Raw genomic sequence first — 20701 nt, 5'->3', positions numbered from 1 at the left:
AATTAAGAGTGGAATCATTTATCGTAGCAATGATGGATAAAATAAAATTAACAACTCTTCTTTTGCTGACACTTTTAAAAGGCCTACAAGCCCAACAAATACAGCTAACCCCTGTCCTAATCGGCAGCGCAGGCGGTTATTCAGAAGGATCCTGGGGCAGTCTCTCCTACTCTGCCGGAGAAGCAGTAATTGTTACCTCTTCATCCAATAATTATTTTTTGACACAAGGTTTTCATCAACCTAATATTGTTCAGAACCTGGAACTGGACCTTGTTTCAAAGGGTGAAAGTTGTAGGGGGGCAAAGGATGGCTATGCTGCAATAAAAGTTAATGGAGGGTTTGCACCTTATATTTACAATTGGACCCCTGCTGTTGGTTCGCAGGATTCAATATACGGATTGGAAACTGGAATTTACTCTGTTACAGTAACAGACAGTTACGGAAAAACAAGTAGTATAGAATTTTCAATAGAACTTGAAAGAACAAGTGCCTGTTTTTTTCATATTTATTCTGGTATAACACCTAATGGAGATGGAGAAAATGATACCTGGATAATAGATGGAATAGAAAATTTTCCTGAAAATTCAGTGGAAATATATAATCGTTGGGGCGATAAAGTTTGGGCCTCCAAAGGCTACGATAATAATACCGCAGTATGGATTGGAAACAATAAAAACGGGAAGCCTTTACCAGATGGAACCTATTTTTATATTGTAACTTTAGGCAATGATGTTCACAAAGGCTGGGTTGAATTAACGAATTGATTCTGATTTAATGAAAAAGTTTTTAAGTAGCATATGTTTAACATTAGTGGTTTCATTGGGATTTGCTCAGCAAGATGCCCAGTTTAGCCAATACATGTTTAATCCTTTTGTACTTAATCCAGCATATGCAGGAAGTAGAGAAGCATTTACTGCACTGGCAATTAATCGGAACCAATGGATTAATATACCCGGGGCTCCAAATACACAAACCCTTAGCCTTAACACACCATTAACTACAAGAGTGGGTGTGGGACTGCAGGTATTTAATGATGCAATAGGACCAAAAAATTCTGTCGGTTACCTCGCTTCCTACGCATACAGGATTCCCTTAAGCGTTGGTAAACTTGCCTTTGGATTAAGAGCTGGAGGAATAACTTACAATTTTCATTGGGATAAAATTGATTATAAAGATCAGGCAGATGTATATAATTTCAACAGTAGAACTCAAACTACCGTATTTAATGCTGATTTTGGTTTGTTTTACAATACTAAAAAATTTTATACAGGGCTTAGTGCAAATCATATTGGATATGCCCAGCGCATTACACCTGTAAAACTGGAGGGAATCGAAAGTCATTTAAGAATGCATTTTTTCTATACCCTTGGCAATACTTTTGAAATTAATGACAGGCTTGCGCTTCAGCCTTCAATTTTAATAAAAGCTGTTGAAAACGCACCATTAAGTACTGATCTTAATGTCAATTTAATTATTGATCATAAAGTTTGGGTTGGTGTATCTTTTCGTCCAAAAAATTCAGTAGTACTTTTAACTCAATTCAGGATAAACGAGAATTTTAGATTTGGTTATTCTTATGATATTGGTATCAATAGAATTGGTCGCCTTGCAAGAGGTTCGCATGAATTGTTTATTGGTTATGATTTTAACCTAAGAAAAGTTAAATCTATTAGTCCCAGGTACTTTTAACCTGGCCTGATTTATGAAAAATTTTAAACTGTTTTTTACCTTATTACTTGTATTTGTACTATTAAATAATGCTTGGGCTCAAATAAAACGGGCTGATTCTTATTTTGATAATCTACAATATGCCAAAGCAGTTCCTTTATATAAAAGAGCTGTAGGTAAAAAGCATGGAGCACAAGCAATTGAAAAGCTGGCTGAAAGTTACAGGCTAATTAAAAAATATGAATTAGCTGCACATTATTATTCTCTTTTAATTTCTAAAACAGAACCTAAACCTGTAAATTATTTACATTACGGAGAAGTTTTAATGAATATCAACAATTACGAAGAGGCTGTAATAAACCTTAGAAAATATAACAATCTTGTTCCTGGAGATAAAAAAGGAATTATGTTATTAAAGGCTGCAGAGGGCATAAGTAAACTGATAGACCAAACGCCATTATTCGTAGTTCACAGAGTTAGTGAAGTAAATAGTAAATACTCCGATTATGCTCCTGTAATACATAATCAAGGATTGGTTTATGTTTCTGAAAGAGAAAAAGATTATGTGGAGAATCTTACTGATGGATACAGTAATAGCCCCTATTCAACAGTATTAATTTCAAAACTTAATGCTAAAAAAGAAAGCAAGGAATATACAAGTTCAAAGAACTTTTCCTTTAAATTAAACTCCGATTATCAAAATGGCCCTGTTAGTTTTAATACGGAACAGGATTTTATTGTTTTTAACAAAACAGAAAAGGAACTAAAAGGAAAAGGTTCTGTAAACAGGCCTAAACTCTATACGGCAACATTAATTAAAAACAAATGGACTAACATAAAGGAATTTCCATTTAATAGCAACGATTATTCCGTAGGCCACCCTGCCCTAACACCTGATGGAAAATATTTGTATTTTTCCAGTGACATGCCTGGAGGATTTGGAGGAAAAGATTTATATGTAAGTGAACGTTCGGGAGAAAACTGGAGTGAACCAAGAAACCTTGGACCAGTTATTAATACAGAAATGGACGAATGTTTTCCTTATGTAAGCACAAAAGGTAATTTTTATTTTTCTTCTAATGGCCATCAAGGCTTTGGAGGGCTGGATATATTTGCGGCAAAGGGAGAATTAACAAATTGGAAAGACATTCAGAATTTGTCTGCCCCTTTAAATTCTTCTTATGATGATATTTCAATTGTGTTTAATACAGATGAATCTGAAGGATATTTTAGTTCTAACCGCCCTGGAGGCAAAGGGGCAGATGATATTTTTCAATTCCGAAATGCCCGTCATTGGAATGCAATAGAAGGAAAATTACTTTTATCAGAAAATGGAGATGATACGGGAGCGAATGTAAAAATGCTTTTAATGTCTGAAAACGGGTTTGTTATTCAAACTACAACCACAGAAGGAAATGGTAGTTTTAACTTCAGGTATTTACCACCTGATGAAAAGTTTATTGTGAAAATTCAGGAAAAGGATACAAGGTTTAATTATGGTCAAAAAATATATCTGGCTGATGAAAACAATAATATAATAAAAAAAACAACAGTTAATGAGGAGGATGAATTTGCTTTTTACAATTTACCCTTTGATCCCTACAAGTTAGGCGACAAAATAATAGATGATTCCCGCATAAATTTAGTAGGAAGTATTGTTGCAGGAGAAAATCCTAAAACTCCTTTATTAAATCAAAAAATAATACTTGTTGATATGGATGGAATAGAAAAATATTCCACATACACTGATAACAAAGGAAATTACAAATTCTTAAATTTGCCTCCTGACCACAATCTTGCATTTTATTTACCTGAAACAGACACGAAATTAAGTCCGAATACTAAAGTGGTTATTACTGATAAAAATGGAAATCCAATTAAAACAATATATACTAATAAAAGTGGGAATTTCAAATATGAACTCTTAGCAGCTGATTTTTTTACTTTAAATACCCTTGAAGAGAAAGATTTATTAATTAAAAGTTTACTCAAGGGTAAAGTGTTTTCAAATGAAAAAACCAAAGCCCCTGTTCCTGGCCTTAATTTAAGTTTAGTTAATTTAAATGGAGATGTACTTTTTAAATCAAAAACCGATATAAAAGGCGGATTTTTATTTGAAAGCACAAAAGAAATTAATAACTATACTATCAATATTGATGAAAAAGATCTTCATCTTAGGTTTAAAGAATTATTTATTGCTGATGATTATGGAAATATAATCAGGAAAATTGTATTTAAGGATGGTAAATTTTCATTTGAGATACTCCCCTCAGATGCTTTTGTATTAAAAACAATACTTGAGGAGGATAAACTGGTAATGAAGGGAATGCTTTTTACGGATGAGAAAGGAACCCCTTCATCAGGAACAAAAATTAATTTACTAAATGAAAATGGACAAGTTGTTCAAACTGCTGAAACAGATGCTCTTGGTAATTTTAAATTTGTAAATATCCCTTCTGATCATAATTATATTGTAAGTATTAGTCAAACGGACACCAAGTTAAATTCAAAGCGTCTTTTCCTTGCTGATTCAGATGGAAAAATCATACAAGATGAAATCGTTTTGGATAAAGGACAATTTAATTTTAAAATTCTTCCTTCTGAATTTGCTTCTCTATCAGGTTTAAAAGAAAATGATACATCATTCAAAATGGAGTTAAAAGGAATGTTTATATCAGATAAAGAAAATAAAACACCTGTAGTTGATCTTGTAGTTATGTTATTAAATGAACAGGGTAAAAAAATGCAGGAAAGCACCACCAATACCTCTGGTACATTTAAGTTCACCAAACTCGATCCAAGCGTTAATTATGTAATTGATTTGGATCAAAAAGATGCTACCATCAAACACAAGGTTCTGTATTTAACTGATCAGTATGGGAATATTGTTAAAACCATAACATACTCAGATGATAAATTTAATTTCCAGCTATTGCCCTCAGATGTTGCAAGAATGGGAAGAGTTGAAGAATTTGACACTGCACTGAGGATAGAAATCAAGGGTAAAATATTTCAGGATGAAAACCTTAAAGATGGAGCAGCTGGAGTAACAGTAGATTTAATGAATGAAAAGGGAGAGCTTGTTCAATCTGCAACTACTGATAATTCGGGTAATTTCAAATTCACTAATTTACCCCCTAATAACAATTATGTAGTAAACATTAACCAGGGAGAAGATACTAAAATCAAATTTAATAACCTTTACTTAACGGATACCAAAGGGAAACTGCTTAAATCAGCTACTGCAGAAAAAGGTAAATTTAATTTCACTTTGCTTTTAAATGAAAACAATTCATTATCGGCTGTTTCCATTGAAGATACTTGGGTTAAAATAAAGGAACTCAAAGAAAATAAAACAGGCAAAATTGTAAAAATTGAATACATCCAATTCAATTTTGACAGTTATGAAATATTACCAGACGCTACCAATATATTAAACAAAGCAGTAAGGGCATTGCAGGATAATCCAGGGATTTACCTTAATATAGCAGGACATACTGATTCAAGGGGAAGTGAAAAATACAACCAATGGCTTTCGCAAAAAAGAGCAGAATCAGCTAAAAAATACATTACTTCCCAAGGTATTCAATCAAAAAGAATTAATACAATTGGATATGGCGAAAAGAATTTGTTAAATAAATGTCTCGAAGGAATTTCATGTTCTGATTCACTTCACAAGTTAAATAGAAGAACAGAATTTGATGTAACCTTGAAATACTAAAGGTGACAATGAAAAGATGTTTTTTTCTCCTACTGGTTCTCTATTTGTTTTTACACGTTACTCAGGTTTTTTCACAAGTTGAACTGGAAATAGAAATAAAAGGAACTGTTATAAGGTATGAGCAAAAATGCGAAGGCGCTCTGGTAAAACTACTGAAAGACGGAAAACTTGAAAAATCCATTATTACCACTTCCAATGGAAAATTCAACTTTCTTTTAACGGAAATTAACCGTGAATATATAGTAGAAGTTTCAAAGCCTGATCATGTAACTGTTAAAATTGGAATTTCTACTAAACTACCTCCACAAAAACCCAATCAATTTATAGGTGGTGAATTTACTTTCCCCGTAAGTATTGTAGAAAGGTTTGAAGGAGTTGATGTGTCCTTTTTAAAGGAACCCCTTGCTACGATAAAATTCATACCCAAAGAAAACCGCTTTGATCACGATCATATCTATTTTAATTCGATAAAAGCAAAATGGGAAAAAGCAATAAATGATGCCCAGAAATTAAAAAATCAAGGTGCAAAACCACTTTCTGATTCGGCAAAAAAAGATGAAGATATTGCTGATTCCGAAAAAAAGAAAAAGGCAATCGCAGATGCAAAAATGGATGCAGATAGAACACAAAAAGAAAACCTTTCAAGAATAAAACAGGAAGAAAATGAAAGGAAAGTGGAAGAGGAAAAAAGACTGGAAGAGGAATTAAGAAAAGCCAAATTAAGAGAGGACCAACAAAAGCAAATAGAAACAAGTGTTAATAACAATACTGCAAATCAAAAAGGAGCACCAAAAGAAAAATTAAAACAGGAAAATATTAATCCTGAAGATGAAGATTTAAGAATAGCCAAGGAAAAAAAGGAAAGAGAAGTTGAATTTAAAAAAAATCAATCGGTAAAAGCTTCATATGAATCGGAATTGCTAAAAGCTTCTGCTGAAAATGAGCGAATGTTAAATGAAACAGAATTTCAAAAATTAAAATCAATTACAGAAAACAATGCAATTTCTGAGCGCATAAAAAAAGAGGATGAATTAAAATTTTTCAGTTCACCATTACTTGAAGAAATGCATGTATACCATGTAAAATATCAGGAAAACAAAGCAGTAAAAATGAGCCAGCTAAGTACCTTAATTGAAACAGTTGCTGTGGTTGAAAAAAATCAAAAAGTAATTACTCTATCTGAAATCAGAAAAAAGGAAAAGCCAATGGCACTATTTAATGAATTTACCGAATCAGGTTTCCTAAAAACAAATTATGTATGCAGTTCTCATACCCGGGAAAAAAAAATAATTTTAAAAAAAGTGGTTTATTTCTGGGGTAGCGAAAGTTATTACAAAAATGATTTATCGATTGATTTTAAAACATATCAGGACGAAATAAAAAAATTAAAACAATAAAATGGTTTGTTAAAAACCTTCTTTCACATGAAAAATTTGAAGAAAATTCTGCTTTCCGGACTAGCAAAAAGTGTCTTTTTCTATTTACTTGTGTTCGCAGCAAACATTTCTGCTCAAACAACAAGTTTTATTCATTTAGGGGTTGAACAGGGATTAACTCAATCCCAAGTACAGACATTACTTCAGGACGGTGAAGGAAATTTATGGGTAGGAACAATGGGTGGAGTTTCAAAATTTAACGGAAAGTCATTCGTCACCTATAAAAAGAAAGACGGGCTTGCCGAGGACTGGGTTGTTTCGGCATGTAAAACTAAATCAGGTAATATTTGGTTCGGACATTGGGGAGGCGGAGTTTCTGTTTATGATTTAAAAAGCAACAAGTTTAAAAACCTGGAAATGGAAGAAAAAACAGCTTTTAAATCCGTAAAAGCAATTGTGGAGGATGCCAATGGAATTATATGGATTGGGACGCAAGGCAAAGGAATTCTAAGAATAAATCCGTCTGATTTTCAAGCAATTTCTTATTCAAAATCCAATGGCCTTTTATCCGAGAATATTTCATGTTTAATATTTGACAATAAACAGAACTTATGGATTGGTTCAGATAAAGGAATTACAATAGTTCCAAAAGGAGTTGAAATTACCAAAGCATCTGTATTAACACTAAATGAATTAAATGGTTTAAATGTTTCAAAAATAAAAACTTTTGCACAGGGATCCGAAAATGAAATTTGGGTAGGAACAGAAGACATTGGGGTTTTAATTGTTTCTACAGATGAATTGTTGACAAATGGAAATCCATCCCTTAAAGGGCAAATCAATGAAGAACTTCTTTCACCTAAAATCACCTTTATTGATACAGATAAAGATTCTAATAAATGGGTTGGAACAAAAGGAGGTGGTGTTACAAAAATTTCAAAGGATGGAAAAATAAAGCATTTCACTACTAGGCAGGGACTGAATTATTACAATGCTAATTGCATAGTGCAGGATAGAGAAAACAACATTTGGATAGGTACAGATTTGGGTTTAAATCAATACCGGGGTGAAAGATTTCAAACCTTTGACATTGCTGATGGTATTGCAAACAATTTAATATGGTCAGTTATCGAGGATAGCAAAGGAAGTTTATGGTTAGGCACTAACCATGGAATTTCAGTAATAAATTACACTGCGAATACTACTGGCAATTCAGATAGAATATCAAATGATTTTTCAATTAAAAATTATTTTTCAGATGAATTTTTAAACAATGCTGTTCTATCTCTGTTTGAGGATAAAAAGGGAATTATTTGGATTGGTACTGCGAATGCAGGAGTTTATAGAATTGACACCTTAACAGGGAAGCCTCAGGCTTTTTCCTCAATGGAGCTGCCTTCCTCATCCACAGTATTTGCCATTTGCGATGATAATGAAGGAAACATATGGTTTGGAACAAAAGAAGGAGCAGTAAAATACAATCCCACTACTTCTGAATTTTTGGTTTTTAATTCAGAAAATGGATTAAGCGTAAATAGTATTTATCGCATTTTCAAGGATAGCAAAGGGAATTTATGGTTTGGTGCTCTTGGTGGTTATCTAACTATGTATGATGGAAACAAGTTTCAGGTTTTTAATGAGAAAAGTGGTATAAACCATAAATTTATTCTTTGCATGAATGAGGATAAAGCTGGAAATATTTGGTTTGGAGCATATGGTGGAGGCTTGTATAAATTCGATGGGAATGTATTTAAAAACTTTACCATTAAAGAGGGATTAAAATCCGAATCGCCCTATTCACTTATTTCAGATAATTCGGGTAATATTTGGATAGGAACAAGTAACGGGATAGAAAAATATGATGTTGTGAATTCATTGTTTACCCATTACGGTAAGGCTGATGGTTTTTCAGGAGTGGAAACAAATGCCAATGCCATTTGCCGCGATTCTCAAGGAAATATCTGGTTTGGAACTATTATGGGAGTAGTGAAATTCAATCCATCAGAAGATAAAACCAACATGATTGAACCCCTTACAAGGATAAATGGAATTAAAATATTTCAAAAAGAGGCCCATTTTCCTGTTGATTCAAAATTTAATTACGATCAAAACCACATTACTTTCTGTTTTTCAGGAATAAGTCTTACAAGTCCTGAAAAGGTTAACTATCAATACAAACTGGAGGGTTTTGATGAGGAGTGGTCACCCATAACAAAATCAGGAGAAGCTGTGTATTCAAATTTACCCCATGGTAATTATACTTTTATGGTAAAAGCATCAAACAATGATAATATCTGGAATATTGAAGCTGAAACATACCGCTTTTCAATTGTTCCACCATTTTGGAGTACGCTCTGGTTTAAAGGAATTGTTCTATTTTGTTCAATTGGATTGTTATATGGTTTTGTTAAATTAAGGATAAGAAGTTTAAGTAAGGCCAAAAAAGAGCTTGAACAAAAGGTATCGGAACGAACGGTTGAACTAGCTGATAAAAACAAGGAACTTGCAAGAAAAAACAAAGAAGTTACGGATAGTATAAATTATGCCAAACGCATTCAGGATGCCATTTTGCCTGATCTTAAAAAAATCAACAAAGCACTTCCTGATTCCTTTATATTATTTCAACCCAAAGACATTGTAAGCGGTGATTTTTATTTTTTTACCGAAAGGAATGATAAAATAATTATAAGTTCAGTGGATTGTACTGGACATGGTGTTCCAGGGGCATTTATGTCTATGATTGGTTCAAGTTTTCTGAATCAGATAGTGAATGAGATGGGTATAACTGATCCATCAGCAATACTTTTGGAATTGCATAAAAAAGTGTTGAAGGCCTTAAATAAAGACCTTTTGAACAGAGAGTCAATTGACGGAATGGACATGAGTATTATCAGCTTTGATATAAATACTCTTGAACTTACCTTTGCAGGTGCTCTAAGGCCGCTGTATTGCTTTTTTGGAAATGAGTTTTTAGAGATTAAAGGCGATCGCTTTTCTATTGGAGGTGTTGCTGATATGGAAAACACAAATTACAACAACCATTATTTTAAAGGTGTAAAAGGAGATAGCCTTTATTTATTTTCAGATGGTTTTGCTGATCAATTTGGAGGTGATTCAGGAAAAAAATTCATGAGCCAACGCTTTAAATCCTTTTTATATGAAATTAAAGATTTACCAATGGTAAATCAAAAGCAAAGGCTAGAGGAAACCTTCAACAACTGGCGAGGAAAATTAGAACAGGTAGATGATATTCTTGTAATAGGTGTGAGAATTTAATTAAAAACCAATTTTTACCTCGTATTAAATTAATACTTTTGTTTTTTACTTCAGGGAAAGAACAGTATATTTAGGAATAAATATTCTATTTTATGAAAAACATATTATTTCCGACAGATTTCTCAAGCGATGCAAATAATGCTTTAGAATATGCTCTTGAACTTGCAAAGTTAAACTCCGCAAAAATAATTTTGCTGAATGCTTACCATATGCCCTATAACAGGGCAGATATAATGGTATCTGTAATGGGCATTCTCAAAGAAGACTCAGAGGCAGGATTGAAACAAACCTTAGAAAGAATTAAGAAAAATCCACGTTTTGCAGATATCAATTGTGAAACAAAAAGCAGAATTGGAGATGTAGTAAGTGTATGCGCTGAATTAATCAAGGACGAGGACATTGATTTGATTGTAATGGGCACTAAAGGAGCAAGTGGAGTATTGGAAACCATTATTGGTTCAAACACAGCCAGTGTGGTTAAGAATGTTGCCTGCCCTGTTTTAGCAGTGCCTTCAAATGCCAGGTATACAACTCCCCGTAAAATTGGATTTGCTTATGATTTAAAAGAAATTAAGAATGCAAAAGATTTACGCTTCTTATCCCAATTAATCAAAATTTTTAATGCTGAATTGCAAATATATTCTGTTATTCCTGAATTTGAACAAGAAGTAATTGAAAAATCACAAGTTCAATTAAAGCTTTCCGAATATTTCAACAATGTTAAAACAGAAATATATTTTGCAGTAAAAGGTGACATTATAGAAGGAATAAGAGAGTTGGTTGAGAGTAATAAGCCTGATTGGACTGTTATGCTTGCCAAAAAATACACTCTTTTTGAAACTATATTTCATACAAGTATGACCAAGACAATGGTTTTTCAGACTGACAAACCGCTTTTAGTATTACATAATTACAACTCTTAAATTTTAAATTATGCTGATTTCCACAATTGAAAAAAAATTGAACGAACAGGTTGAGCTGGAAGGATATTCTTCCCAGTATTATCTTTCCATGGCCTCTTGGGCAGAAAACAATGGATTGAATGGAGTATCCAATTTTTTATACAGACAATCCGATGAGGAGCGCTTACATATGCTAAAGCTTGTTAAGTATATTAACGAAAGAGGAGGAAAAGCAATTATTCCTTCACTAGAAGAACCACCAAGGGAGTTCGAATCACTTCCTAAGGTTTTTGAAATGGTGCATGCACATGAAATAGTTGTTTCAACAGAAATTAACAAATTAGTTGAGGCTTGTCTTTCAGAAAAAGATTATACCACTCAAAATTTCCTGCAATGGTATGTGGCTGAACAAATAGAAGAAGAGGCTCTTGCCAAAAACATTCTTGATAAACTAAAATTAATTGGAAACGATAAGGGTGGTCTTTACCTATTCGATAGAGATTTGGATACACTTACCGGCTCTCCGGTAGGAAAAGTTTAAAAAAAGAGGCTGTATAATAAATAGAGGCCACTGAAAAAGCTAAGCCCGAAGGGGTGACAGGATTACAGAAAAAAACAACAATTAAAACCAAAAAACCGAAGGGGTGGCATAAAAATAAACAATCAATAATTTCTCCCCTCCGGGGTTGGACGGAATTAAAAATATTAATCTATAATTGTATCATCCCTTCGGGGTTAGTTTTTTCAGTGGCCTCATAATAAATACGGACTCTTTTTTTTATTTACATGCTGTGTTTTTATTCTTTCGATGAAAAGAACATGCAAAGGAAAACAAACATCGCTTAAAAAGAATAATTGCAGGCAGGAAGACTGTTTTTTCTTTTGTTTTAACCCTTAATTTATAATTGTAAAAGAATAATCTTTTTTAGATTATTCTTTTACAACGCCTTTTTTAAACTTTTTCTTTTAGCCTTAAACTTTTTGAAGCATCAATCATCCGTTGGATTCCTGTTTCAGAAAAATCTTCATTTTTAATATTTTCAATTCCATAATTTGCATTTTCGATTTCTTTTATCAAATAAAAATGGTATTGAACAATTTCGGTATCTGTAATTTCTGCTTTATAAAAAATCACATTAGGTTCGTCAGTTAAATAAGTAATTTTAAAAATTGGATTTCTTTCAATGTCTTCTTTTTTTTCAGCCATTGTCATTGGGGAAGCAATTATTTCAAGGTTGAATTCAGAGCCTGCCAAAATTTGAGTGCCTCCAGAAGGACCTTCCATAATTTCTGATTTTCCTTTTGCTGTATTCTCATCTGGAATATTAATAAGCATAGGAAGTGCATAATGCATTCCAGGCATTGCTAAATCCAGGGCAAGCCATCCTGCTTGCACTTCATGTTCTGAATTGTTAGTTGTTGTACTGTTATCACCAGTGCAACTCGCAATACCTAACAGAATAGGTAAAACAAGAGTTTTCCAATAGTTTTTCATATTTTTAGTTTTTTAAATATAAGCAAATGTAACCTTAATCATTTTTTTTTGCAATTGAAACTGAACTTTTATTCATATACCTTAATGCTTAAGTATCCTTTTACCCTTTCAATGGGTTCAAGGACTTCAACACCAATTATACTTACTGAAATAGAGCATAATGGTTTAATAGGTTTTGGTGAAGCAAGTTTACCTCCTTACCTAGGTGAAACGCAAAAAAGCGTAATTGATTTTTTGAAAAAAATCAATTTTTCTAACTTAATTGATCCGTTAAATATTGCTGATTTCATTATTTACATAGATAAATTAGATCCTGGTAATACTGCAGCTAAAGCATCCATTGATATTGCACTTCATGATTTAAAAGGAAAACTGCTAAAAAAAAACTGCTCCGAATTTTTAAATCTTCCCAATAATGAATATCCCGTTTCGTCCTATACTATTGGAATAGATTCTCTTGAAAAAACAAAAAATAAAATTGCGGAAGCGAAGGATTTCAATTTTTTTAAAATAAAATTAGGAAGTAATTACGACAAAGAAATAATTGAAACAGTAATAAAAAACACTGATAAACCATTTGCAGTAGATGTTAATCAAGGATGGAAAAACAAATATTCAGCACTTGATTTTGTGAAAATGCTTGAGGATTACAATTGCACATATATTGAGCAGCCATTGCCAAAAGAAATGATAAAAGAAACAAGATGGTTAGCGGATAGAAGTTCTGTTCCAATAATTGCAGATGAGGCTGTACAACGCATTAACGATATAAATAATGCAGATGGAATCTACCATGGCATTAATATTAAATTAATGAAATGTACAGGATTGAATGAAGCCTTAAAAATGATTGAACTTGGAAGGGAAAAACAAATGAAAATAATAATAGGATCTATGACAGAGACTTCCTGTGGAATAGCTGCCGCAAGTCATATCTCAACACTTGCAGATTGGGCAGATTTGGATAGTTCATATTTGATTACCAATGATCTTTTTGAAGGAATAAAAATTGCAAATGGATGTATTATTCCCAAAAAAAATAAACCCGGAATTGGGATCGAAAAATTATAAATAATAAAACCAATCCCGGGTTTAAATTCTGAAGTTTCAAAATTACTTTTTCTTAACCACTTTTTTTGCAGCTGGCTTTTTAGGAGCTGATTTTTTTGCAGCAACTTTTTTAGGAGCTGATTTTTTAGCTGCAGGTTTTGCCGCTGCTTTTTTAGGAGCTGCTTTTTTAGCTGCAGGTTTAGCTGCTGCTTTAGGAGCTGCTTTTTTTGCTGCAGGCTTAGCTGCTGCCTTAGGAGCTGCTTTTTTTGGGGCTACTTTTTTTGCCATGGTTTTTTGTTTTTTGTTTTTATACAACGAATAACGTGAAAAGGATTCATGCTTTTTACTTTTTGTAGTTTATTTTTTCAACATTTATTTGTTGACAATCACTTTGTTATACCCCATGCAATGTCTCTAAAACAACTGTAAAACCATACAGTACAGGAGGTTTTTATAACAAAAATATCGAATAATATTTTTTTGTTTTTCTGAAAATTATTTTATTAAAATAAAATTCTGAAAAATTATTTTTCTTTTATAATTAATTTTACCCCTTCTGAATGACTTGTGAATTCAGGCGCATACATGCATTGTACTGTTGCTATTCCTGCGGAAAAATTCCCAAAATGAGTTATACGCAAAGGGTATTCAAAAATAAAAGTTCCTTTTGGTAAATGGGAAAAAAAGAAATTTGTTGATGCATCTCTTGTAGATTCATAATACCCCAAACCATCTCTGAATTTATATTGAGATAAGACATTTTCAGGCTCCAGGGTTGAGGCTCGTAAATCCTTTAGATGCACATATTCCATTGCTCTATCAACACTTAATTCAATCCTTACAATTATTCTATCTCCAGGTTTTAAATTTGTATTTTCAATTATGGGTGTTATTTGCATACCGCTACTTGTAGGCGTTTCAAGGAATAGTTTTTTATTTATTTTTAAGGGTGTTTTATGCGGCTTAATTTTATCAAGTTGTTCAAAATATTGCCAGTAAACTGCTCCCCATGAAATTCCATCGCTCTTTTTATTTACATTTATTTTTCCCAAGTCTTTAGTTATCTCATCATCATTCCATGATTTTTTAAAATAACCTGTTCCAGTTTCTTTATTGTTTATTTCACTGGAATTAAAACTGTGAATGCCTAATGAAATTTTTATTTCCGGATCTTTTTCTATTAGATTATTTCCTTGCAACAAAAGCGCATAACAGGCCTCTGCAGTAGCTTTGGTTGTATTCCAATTCTGCGTTTGCTTTTGTTTTAGTAACCATATTTGCATTTCGTCAACTGCGTTTTTATCTTTTGTTATTTCACCAAAAGCTTCTATAAACAATGCTTGTGTTTCAATGGGTGCCTGGTGCCAATTAAATCCTGGAATATTATCTTTCCAATACATTCCCATTTCTTCATTAAATATTGCATTGTCTTTTATTGATTTTACAATTTGAATTGATAAATTATTTTCTCCCAATCTGGAAATGCTTAGTGCACACATGGCTTGTAAATAAAGGCTTTCGGTGGCCAAGTGTTTTTTCATTTGTTTGTAAAAATAAGTATATGCCTTTTTGTTTTTTGCCTTATGTGGATAATCCGAATAAAAACTGCGTGCATAAAAATAATGTATTTGTAAAGCAGTAATTTGTTTTTTAGAAGTATCTGTTTTGTTTATGAATAATTTCTCGTAATCCTCATTTATTCTTTCGTCAAGATATTCTATGGCTTTCTCAATTGCATTATTTAGTGTTTTATTTTCAGATGAATTTTTTATTCCAAGATTATGTAATCTTCCATAACCTGAAGTTATATATTGGGTTAAATATCGATCATCTTTCATTCCTGGAAACCATGGAAATCCACCGTTTGGAGTTTGCATTTTAATTAATTGCAGTTCTGCTCTTGTTCGTTCGTTCGCCATTTTATTAAGATCAAAAAGTAGACCTATTCTTTTTTTTCTTTCTTGTTCGTTGTTTGATTCAAGAACCCATGGAGTTTCTTCAAGTAAAATGTTTTTTAATTCTGAATTTTTTTCCAATGCAGATAAATGGACATCATGATTGTAATTTTTCCATTGTTCAAATACCGCTTTAATTTTAGGATTTGAATTTGCAATATGTGCTGCAATGGCATTGGAATAATACCTGCCAAAAATTTGTTCTGAGCATTCGAATGGAAACTCCATTAAGTAGGGAAGAGCCTGCACGGCATACCATACCGGGTTTGAAGTAAATTCAAGAGTAAGCCGGTGATTTTTTAATGTAGGTGATTTTTGATTAAGCAGTTTTTCAAAACTAAAATCCTTGGACTGTTTACCTCTCACAAAAAGTGGTAAGGATTCGGTGACTAAAATTTTATTTGGTAAAACAGGAATTATAATTTCTTCACCATCAGTATAATTTCCTGCTTTTGCGGTTATTCTTATAAGTACTGTCTGAAAGCCTTGTGGAATATTTATTTTCCATTTAACATTTGTGCTAGATGTGGCAGAAACCATAAAATCAATTTCCGGGTTTTCGTTTTTGAAATCCGAAATAATTTTCCTGCTTACAGGATGCAGCAATTCTAATTTGGCTTTTCCTTTTTTTTCCTTATCAGTAATATTTACAACAGAAGCAGAAAGAAGCATTTCGTCCCCTTCCCTTAAAAAACGTGGAACAACAGGAGAAATCATTAATTCTTTTTGGGCAACAAATTCTTTTTCGATTTGTGCGAATCTTAAATCCAAAGTATGGGTAAAGCCTAAAAATTTCCATTTTGTAATTGATTCAGGAAGTATAAAATTTACTATTACAGTTCCATTTTCATCAGTAGTTAAATGCGGAAAGAAAAATGCTGTTTCATTAAAATTGCTTCGTGTTTTGAATTCTTTATCCGCAGCTAATTTTTCTGTTCCGCTTTTTTCTTCCGAAGTTTTCGATTTGTTTCCAGCAGGCGGATTGTTCATTTCTTTGTCTGATGCGTTTTTTTTAGAATAGGTTTGTGATTGTTCTGCAATTTCAATTCCATCTCCATCTTTTGAAAGTGTATTCATGTTTAAGCCTTGAGACATTAGAATTTGTTTGTTTGAATATCTTGTGCTTTCATTGTTATCAAACCAATTTAACTCGTCATATTTTCTATAAATTTGTTCAGGGAATTCATATTTATGGGAATAGGAAGAAGTAGAAACAATTCCAAAAGAAAGGCTTTTTTGCCAGCCAAGAGTTGGAAAATAACCAGGGTAAATATTAAAATTCCATTGATGAGGTTTAAACGCATCAAGAGAAGCATCGTATAAAGAAGCTACCATTTCTGCAGCAATTTTATCACCAGTTTTCCCTTTGATTTTAATTTTCCATTCTTCCTTTTGCCCAGGTTGGAGCTTGTCTCTGAATGTTTCAAATTCCATTTGAAGTTCCTTGTTGGTATAAGGAACAAAGATTGTATGCGCAAAAGAATATCCCCTGTTGTTTTTTATGGCAACTACATGAATCGTGAAATTACCACGGTGTTTTTCTTCTATAGGGATTTCAATAATTTTTTGTTCGTTATTTAATGTATGCCATTCCCTTTTAACAATTTTATTTTTATGTTCAATTTCAAAAAGCATTGTTATTTGTTGTTTACTCCCAATTAAAAACGAGGCCTTATCTCCGGGTTCAACTTTGTTTGTTAAAGCTTGAAAAAAGAATGGACTGTTGAATGGAGGTGATTTATCAAGTTTTGAAAATAGTGTGAAAAAATATTTTTCTTTTATTTCATTTCCTGAATCATCTGTAACTAAAGCCTCAATTAAATATGTTCCTGACTTCCATTCCTTGATTTGGTTTAATTTTAATTCTTTTTCTTTTAATGTATATAATGTTGATTTATGAACCATTTCATCTATTTTCCTTTGCTCTAAATCATTTTCATTATTGTATTCATCATTTGGAAAAATTGCTATAAATTCTTTTTTAGAAAGTAAAAATTTATCTGGACGTTTCCACAATCTTTCTTTTAAAACCCTTTCTTGATTTTCGAGCCTGCTTATTTCAATGCTTACTTTAGCTGCCTGTGGCTGTCCCTCCAGGTTTGTAGTTTTAAAAATAAATGCAACAGGATGGTTTTTGTCAACAAGGGTTGAAACTGTTGCATCAAGAATTAATGAAGTATATCCAACAGGAATTGTTTTTTCAGCGCCTCTTGTTTCTCCACTAATGTCGGTTACATCAACAAAAATTGTATAAGTATAAAACAAAGGTCTGGTTTCAGAGAAATGTGCATCTCCTGGAACTGCTATAAATTCGATCTCAAATTCTCCTTGTCGATTTGTTTGAACAATTCCCTGAGTAATTTCCACTTGCCTATCTGTAGAAAAAGCTTCGCGTTGATACCACCATTTAGGGAAAACGGCATTTCTAATCACTCTGTATTTTGCTTCTGCGCCATCAATTGCAGCACCAGAATATGCTTTTGCAACCGCGTTGGCCTTTATCTTATCTCCTGGCTTATAGGCGCCTTTTATGGGAAGGAAAGTCACTTCGAATTTTGGCCGTTTATATTCTTCAACAGAAAAATGAAAAGATCCGCTCTCATTCTTAATGTGCATATTTCCTGTTAAACCTGCTGATGGAAGTGTAAAACTTCCACTGAATGAACCATATTCATTTGTAACTAATTTTAAATCGGAAACTTTTTGATAATTTACATCATAAAGAGTTACCACGGTTGGGTGATTTGTTTTTATGTGATTAGAATCTCCCTTCGTTTCAATTAAAATTCCTTTAAAAAAAACTGTTTGTCCCGGACGATAAATTGATCTGTCGGTGAAGAACCATGTTTTGAGTTTTGTTGGAACATCAATTATTGAAGAACGGTATTGATAGATTCCCTGATCATTAAAAATTTTATCCTTGTCTTTTATTATTTCCAGATAAAAGTTCCTATGCTCTTTGGAGATTGGGATATGAATAAATCCTTTCTCGTCCGTCAAAAATTTTCCTGATTCTTCCAGTTCATATTTACGGGTTTTGTAATCATATTTTTCTATCCATGATTTTACTACCGCTCCTTTTATTGGATTGCCTGAATTTCTATTCATCACAAAAACATCATAGCCACCCTCACTTGTTTTCCTTTCCATATGGCTTATGTCTGTTACCCACAAAAAGGAGTAGGCTACAATATGTTTATCAAAATTGAAATCCTTATTGTTAGAAACCAAAACACAAAACTGTCCAGAATTTAATTTGGGCATTGCCATTTCCAGGGAATGCTGTTGGTAATCCTGATCCTGTGGAGGCTGAATAGAGAATTGTTCAACAACTTTTTGTTTTAACATTTCCTTTACTATGTTTCCATCATTATAATTATAGTTTCTTCTTATATTATTTTCATTTAATACAGATACTATTTTAACATATACTGTATCAATATTTTTGAATGTTAATAATGCAGGAAATTGACTGTTAACTGCAACTGTCTTTTCCAGGGTTACTGAGAGGGATTTTTCTTTTATTATTGTTTTCAAATTGCTGCATTTTTTTGCACCAAAAGAAGAAGGAAATTTTTTAATTTCTTTTTCACATAATTCTATAGCTTTCTGTTTATTGAATTGGAAACTTGGATTTGTAAAAGGTTCATAAGTATTCCCTTTAAAAAAATGATAATAAGCAATTTCATAAGTAATTTCAGACGAGGCAGAATAATTAGAAAATTTTAAATAGAGATTGTTTAATCCTTCAAGATAAAGACTGTCTTTTTCTACTAAATTTGCATTGCTCTGAGAAAACTTTAGCCGTTTAATATCTGCGTCTATCAATGCATTTGGAACGGAATCATTCTTATGGAAATCCAAAACATTTTGAAGAAGAATCAAGGCTTTTAATTTTACAGAACCTGTATCCTTTATTTGAAATTTATGATCAATAAAATATTTATAAGGAAGAAATGCTGCAGAATCATTAATTTGGAAATGCCAGGCAGGAAGTGCAAGATCAGTTTCCTCATGAGAGTAAAAATCAATGGCGCGATGGGCAAGAAAATCATAAAGAGTAGGCCTGAGTTTTTTTGCTAAAGTATCACCATTAATAATGATAGGATCAAAAATATTTAATTGTGTTCGTTTTAAGGTATCTGCATTTAGTAGTGATTTTTCATAATGCATCACTGCAACCTGATGTATTTTTATTAAATCCCAGGTACGCAAATCAGAATTTTCAGCATCTGCAATATGTGAGCGGTCTAAAAATCGATACCTGTTGTTTTGGTAATATTTCCAGTACATTTCAGCAAGTATGGAATGAAGAATTGGTTTTGCAGGACCATTTATTTCTTTTAATTCATTTAGAATAAAAGCAATTGATTTTTCATCTGCTTCTTCTTCAAATAATGAGGAGATGCTTGCCCTGTGTAAAAGTGCTTTTATTATTTGAGGAGCGTTTTTTTCGTTTTTTGCTCGCGCATAAATTTCGTCTGTTACTTGTAAAGCCGTATTGTTCATTCCTTTTTTGCGCAAGGAATCAACGTTTAACCAAAGCTCCTCATAATTATTCCATTTGGGATAAATTATGTTTTCAGAATTGTGAAAGGAATTGAAGCTCAATGCAGAAACAACTGCAAATAAAATCAAAACAACCGTTGTTGTTTTTAGTCTTAATCTCATAATTTAAGTATTAATGAGTATTAGAATTTTAGCAAATGTTGTTTGGATTTATTTTTCCAACCAGCCTGCGATTCATAATTTACAAAGTATATTTTTAAGTCAGCTTGAGATTCATAGTCTACAAAATACACTTTTTTATCTGCCTGAGATTCATACTTTGCAGAAAACCAAAGCCCGTCTTTATTTGCCTGTGATTCATAATTCACCATATATACTAACAAGTCTGCCTGTGATTCATAATTAACTATAAATACTTTTAAATCTGCTTGAGACTCATATTTTACCTTAAATATTTTTTGGGCACTTAAGGTTAATGTTGCAGTCATTAACATAATAAGAAGTAGTGTGTGTTTCATATGTATATAATTTGTTTTTTAATAGTCATATGGTATAGCCAGGTTATATTCATTGCTGTTTGTGCATGGTTTGTGCATGGCTATTTCATATGTATATAATTTGTTTTTTAATAGTCATATGGTATAGCCAGGTTATATTCATTAGCGTTTGTGAACGGTTCGTGCATGGCTATTTCATATGTGTATAATTTGTTTTTTAGAGTCATATGGTATAGCCAGGTTATATTCATT

The 20701-nt window shown here is 32.4% G+C and carries 12 protein-coding genes; 8 read left to right on the top strand and 4 right to left on the bottom strand.

The genetic code is table 11. The annotated features are described in order from the left end of the window. Positions 1–29: 29 nt before the first annotated feature. From H0V01_15320 to H0V01_15290, 7 genes are all read left to right on the top strand, one after another. A complete protein-coding gene (locus tag H0V01_15320; protein ID MBA2584742.1) occupies positions 30–764 on the top strand; it encodes a gliding motility-associated C-terminal domain-containing protein in 735 nt (244 codons plus the stop codon). Positions 765–774: 10 nt separating this feature from the next. Next, the gene (locus H0V01_15315) at positions 775–1689 is read left to right on the top strand and encodes a type IX secretion system membrane protein PorP/SprF (protein ID MBA2584741.1); all 915 of its coding nucleotides are present in this window, start codon (positions 775–777) and stop codon (positions 1687–1689) included. A 13-nt stretch (positions 1690–1702) separates the two neighbouring features. Continuing rightward, positions 1703–5389 carry an OmpA family protein gene (locus tag H0V01_15310; protein ID MBA2584740.1) on the top strand — a complete coding sequence of 1229 codons (3687 nt, stop codon included), beginning with the start codon at positions 1703–1705 and terminating at the stop codon, positions 5387–5389. An 8-nt stretch (positions 5390–5397) separates the two neighbouring features. Then, complete coding sequence (locus H0V01_15305) at positions 5398–6786, top strand: hypothetical protein (protein MBA2584739.1); 1389 nt, start codon at positions 5398–5400, stop codon at positions 6784–6786. A gap of 27 nt (positions 6787–6813) precedes the next feature. Further along, positions 6814–10041: a SpoIIE family protein phosphatase gene (locus H0V01_15300; GenBank protein MBA2584738.1), complete on the top strand. Its 3228-nt coding sequence runs from the start codon at positions 6814–6816 to the stop codon at positions 10039–10041. A gap of 92 nt (positions 10042–10133) precedes the next feature. Continuing rightward, positions 10134–10964: a universal stress protein gene (locus H0V01_15295; protein MBA2584737.1), complete on the top strand. Its 831-nt coding sequence runs from the start codon at positions 10134–10136 to the stop codon at positions 10962–10964. 10 nt (positions 10965–10974) lie between these two features. After that, on the top strand, positions 10975–11484 hold the full coding sequence (locus H0V01_15290) for a ferritin (protein MBA2584736.1): 510 nt from the start codon (positions 10975–10977) through the stop codon (positions 11482–11484). Between the two features lie 411 nt (positions 11485–11895). On the opposite strand, the gene H0V01_15285 is transcribed toward H0V01_15290, so the two are convergent. Next, complete coding sequence (locus tag H0V01_15285) at positions 11896–12438, bottom strand: hypothetical protein (protein ID MBA2584735.1); 543 nt, start codon at positions 12436–12438, stop codon at positions 11896–11898. Positions 12439–12522: 84 nt separating this feature from the next. Here H0V01_15285 and H0V01_15280 point away from each other — a divergent pair, with 84 nt between their 5' ends. Continuing rightward, on the top strand, positions 12523–13509 hold the full coding sequence (locus H0V01_15280; GenBank protein ID MBA2584734.1) for a dipeptide epimerase: 987 nt from the start codon (positions 12523–12525) through the stop codon (positions 13507–13509). 42 nt (positions 13510–13551) lie between these two features. On the opposite strand, the gene H0V01_15275 is transcribed toward H0V01_15280, so the two are convergent. The 3 genes from H0V01_15275 to H0V01_15265 form a co-directional block, all read right to left on the bottom strand. Continuing rightward, on the bottom strand, positions 13552–13776 hold the full coding sequence (locus tag H0V01_15275) for a hypothetical protein (protein MBA2584733.1): 225 nt from the start codon (positions 13774–13776) through the stop codon (positions 13552–13554). A gap of 236 nt (positions 13777–14012) precedes the next feature. Further along, entirely contained in the window at positions 14013–20114 is a 6102-nt protein-coding gene (locus H0V01_15270; protein ID MBA2584732.1) for a hypothetical protein, read from the bottom strand. A gap of 20 nt (positions 20115–20134) precedes the next feature. Next, positions 20135–20470, bottom strand: a complete 336-nt coding sequence (locus H0V01_15265) for a DUF4859 domain-containing protein (GenBank protein MBA2584731.1) — start codon at positions 20468–20470, stop codon at positions 20135–20137. Between the last annotated feature and the right edge of the window lie 231 nt (positions 20471–20701).

It is taken from the genome of Bacteroidota bacterium (assembly GCA_013696965.1).
GTDB lineage: Bacteria > Bacteroidota > Bacteroidia > JACCXN01 > JACCXN01 > JACCXN01.
This window is presented reverse-complemented; position numbering and strand designations above follow the sequence as displayed.

Coding starts and splice junctions, on each gene's coding strand:
- H0V01_15300 (MBA2584738.1), top strand. CDS start 6,814: ATGAAAAATTTGAAGAAAATTCTGCTTTCCGGACTAGCAAAAAGTGTC.
- H0V01_15295 (MBA2584737.1), top strand. CDS start 10,134: ATGAAAAACATATTATTTCCGACAGATTTCTCAAGCGATGCAAATAAT.
- H0V01_15285 (MBA2584735.1), bottom strand. CDS start 12,438: ATGAAAAACTATTGGAAAACTCTTGTTTTACCTATTCTGTTAGGTATT.
- H0V01_15310 (MBA2584740.1), top strand. CDS start 1,703: ATGAAAAATTTTAAACTGTTTTTTACCTTATTACTTGTATTTGTACTA.
- H0V01_15265 (MBA2584731.1), bottom strand. CDS start 20,470: ATGAAACACACACTACTTCTTATTATGTTAATGACTGCAACATTAACC.
- H0V01_15305 (MBA2584739.1), top strand. CDS start 5,398: ATGAAAAGATGTTTTTTTCTCCTACTGGTTCTCTATTTGTTTTTACAC.
- H0V01_15275 (MBA2584733.1), bottom strand. CDS start 13,776: ATGGCAAAAAAAGTAGCCCCAAAAAAAGCAGCTCCTAAGGCAGCAGCT.
- H0V01_15320 (MBA2584742.1), top strand. CDS start 30: ATGATGGATAAAATAAAATTAACAACTCTTCTTTTGCTGACACTTTTA.
- H0V01_15315 (MBA2584741.1), top strand. CDS start 775: ATGAAAAAGTTTTTAAGTAGCATATGTTTAACATTAGTGGTTTCATTG.
- H0V01_15280 (MBA2584734.1), top strand. CDS start 12,523: ATGCTTAAGTATCCTTTTACCCTTTCAATGGGTTCAAGGACTTCAACA.
- H0V01_15290 (MBA2584736.1), top strand. CDS start 10,975: ATGCTGATTTCCACAATTGAAAAAAAATTGAACGAACAGGTTGAGCTG.
- H0V01_15270 (MBA2584732.1), bottom strand. CDS start 20,114: ATGAGATTAAGACTAAAAACAACAACGGTTGTTTTGATTTTATTTGCA.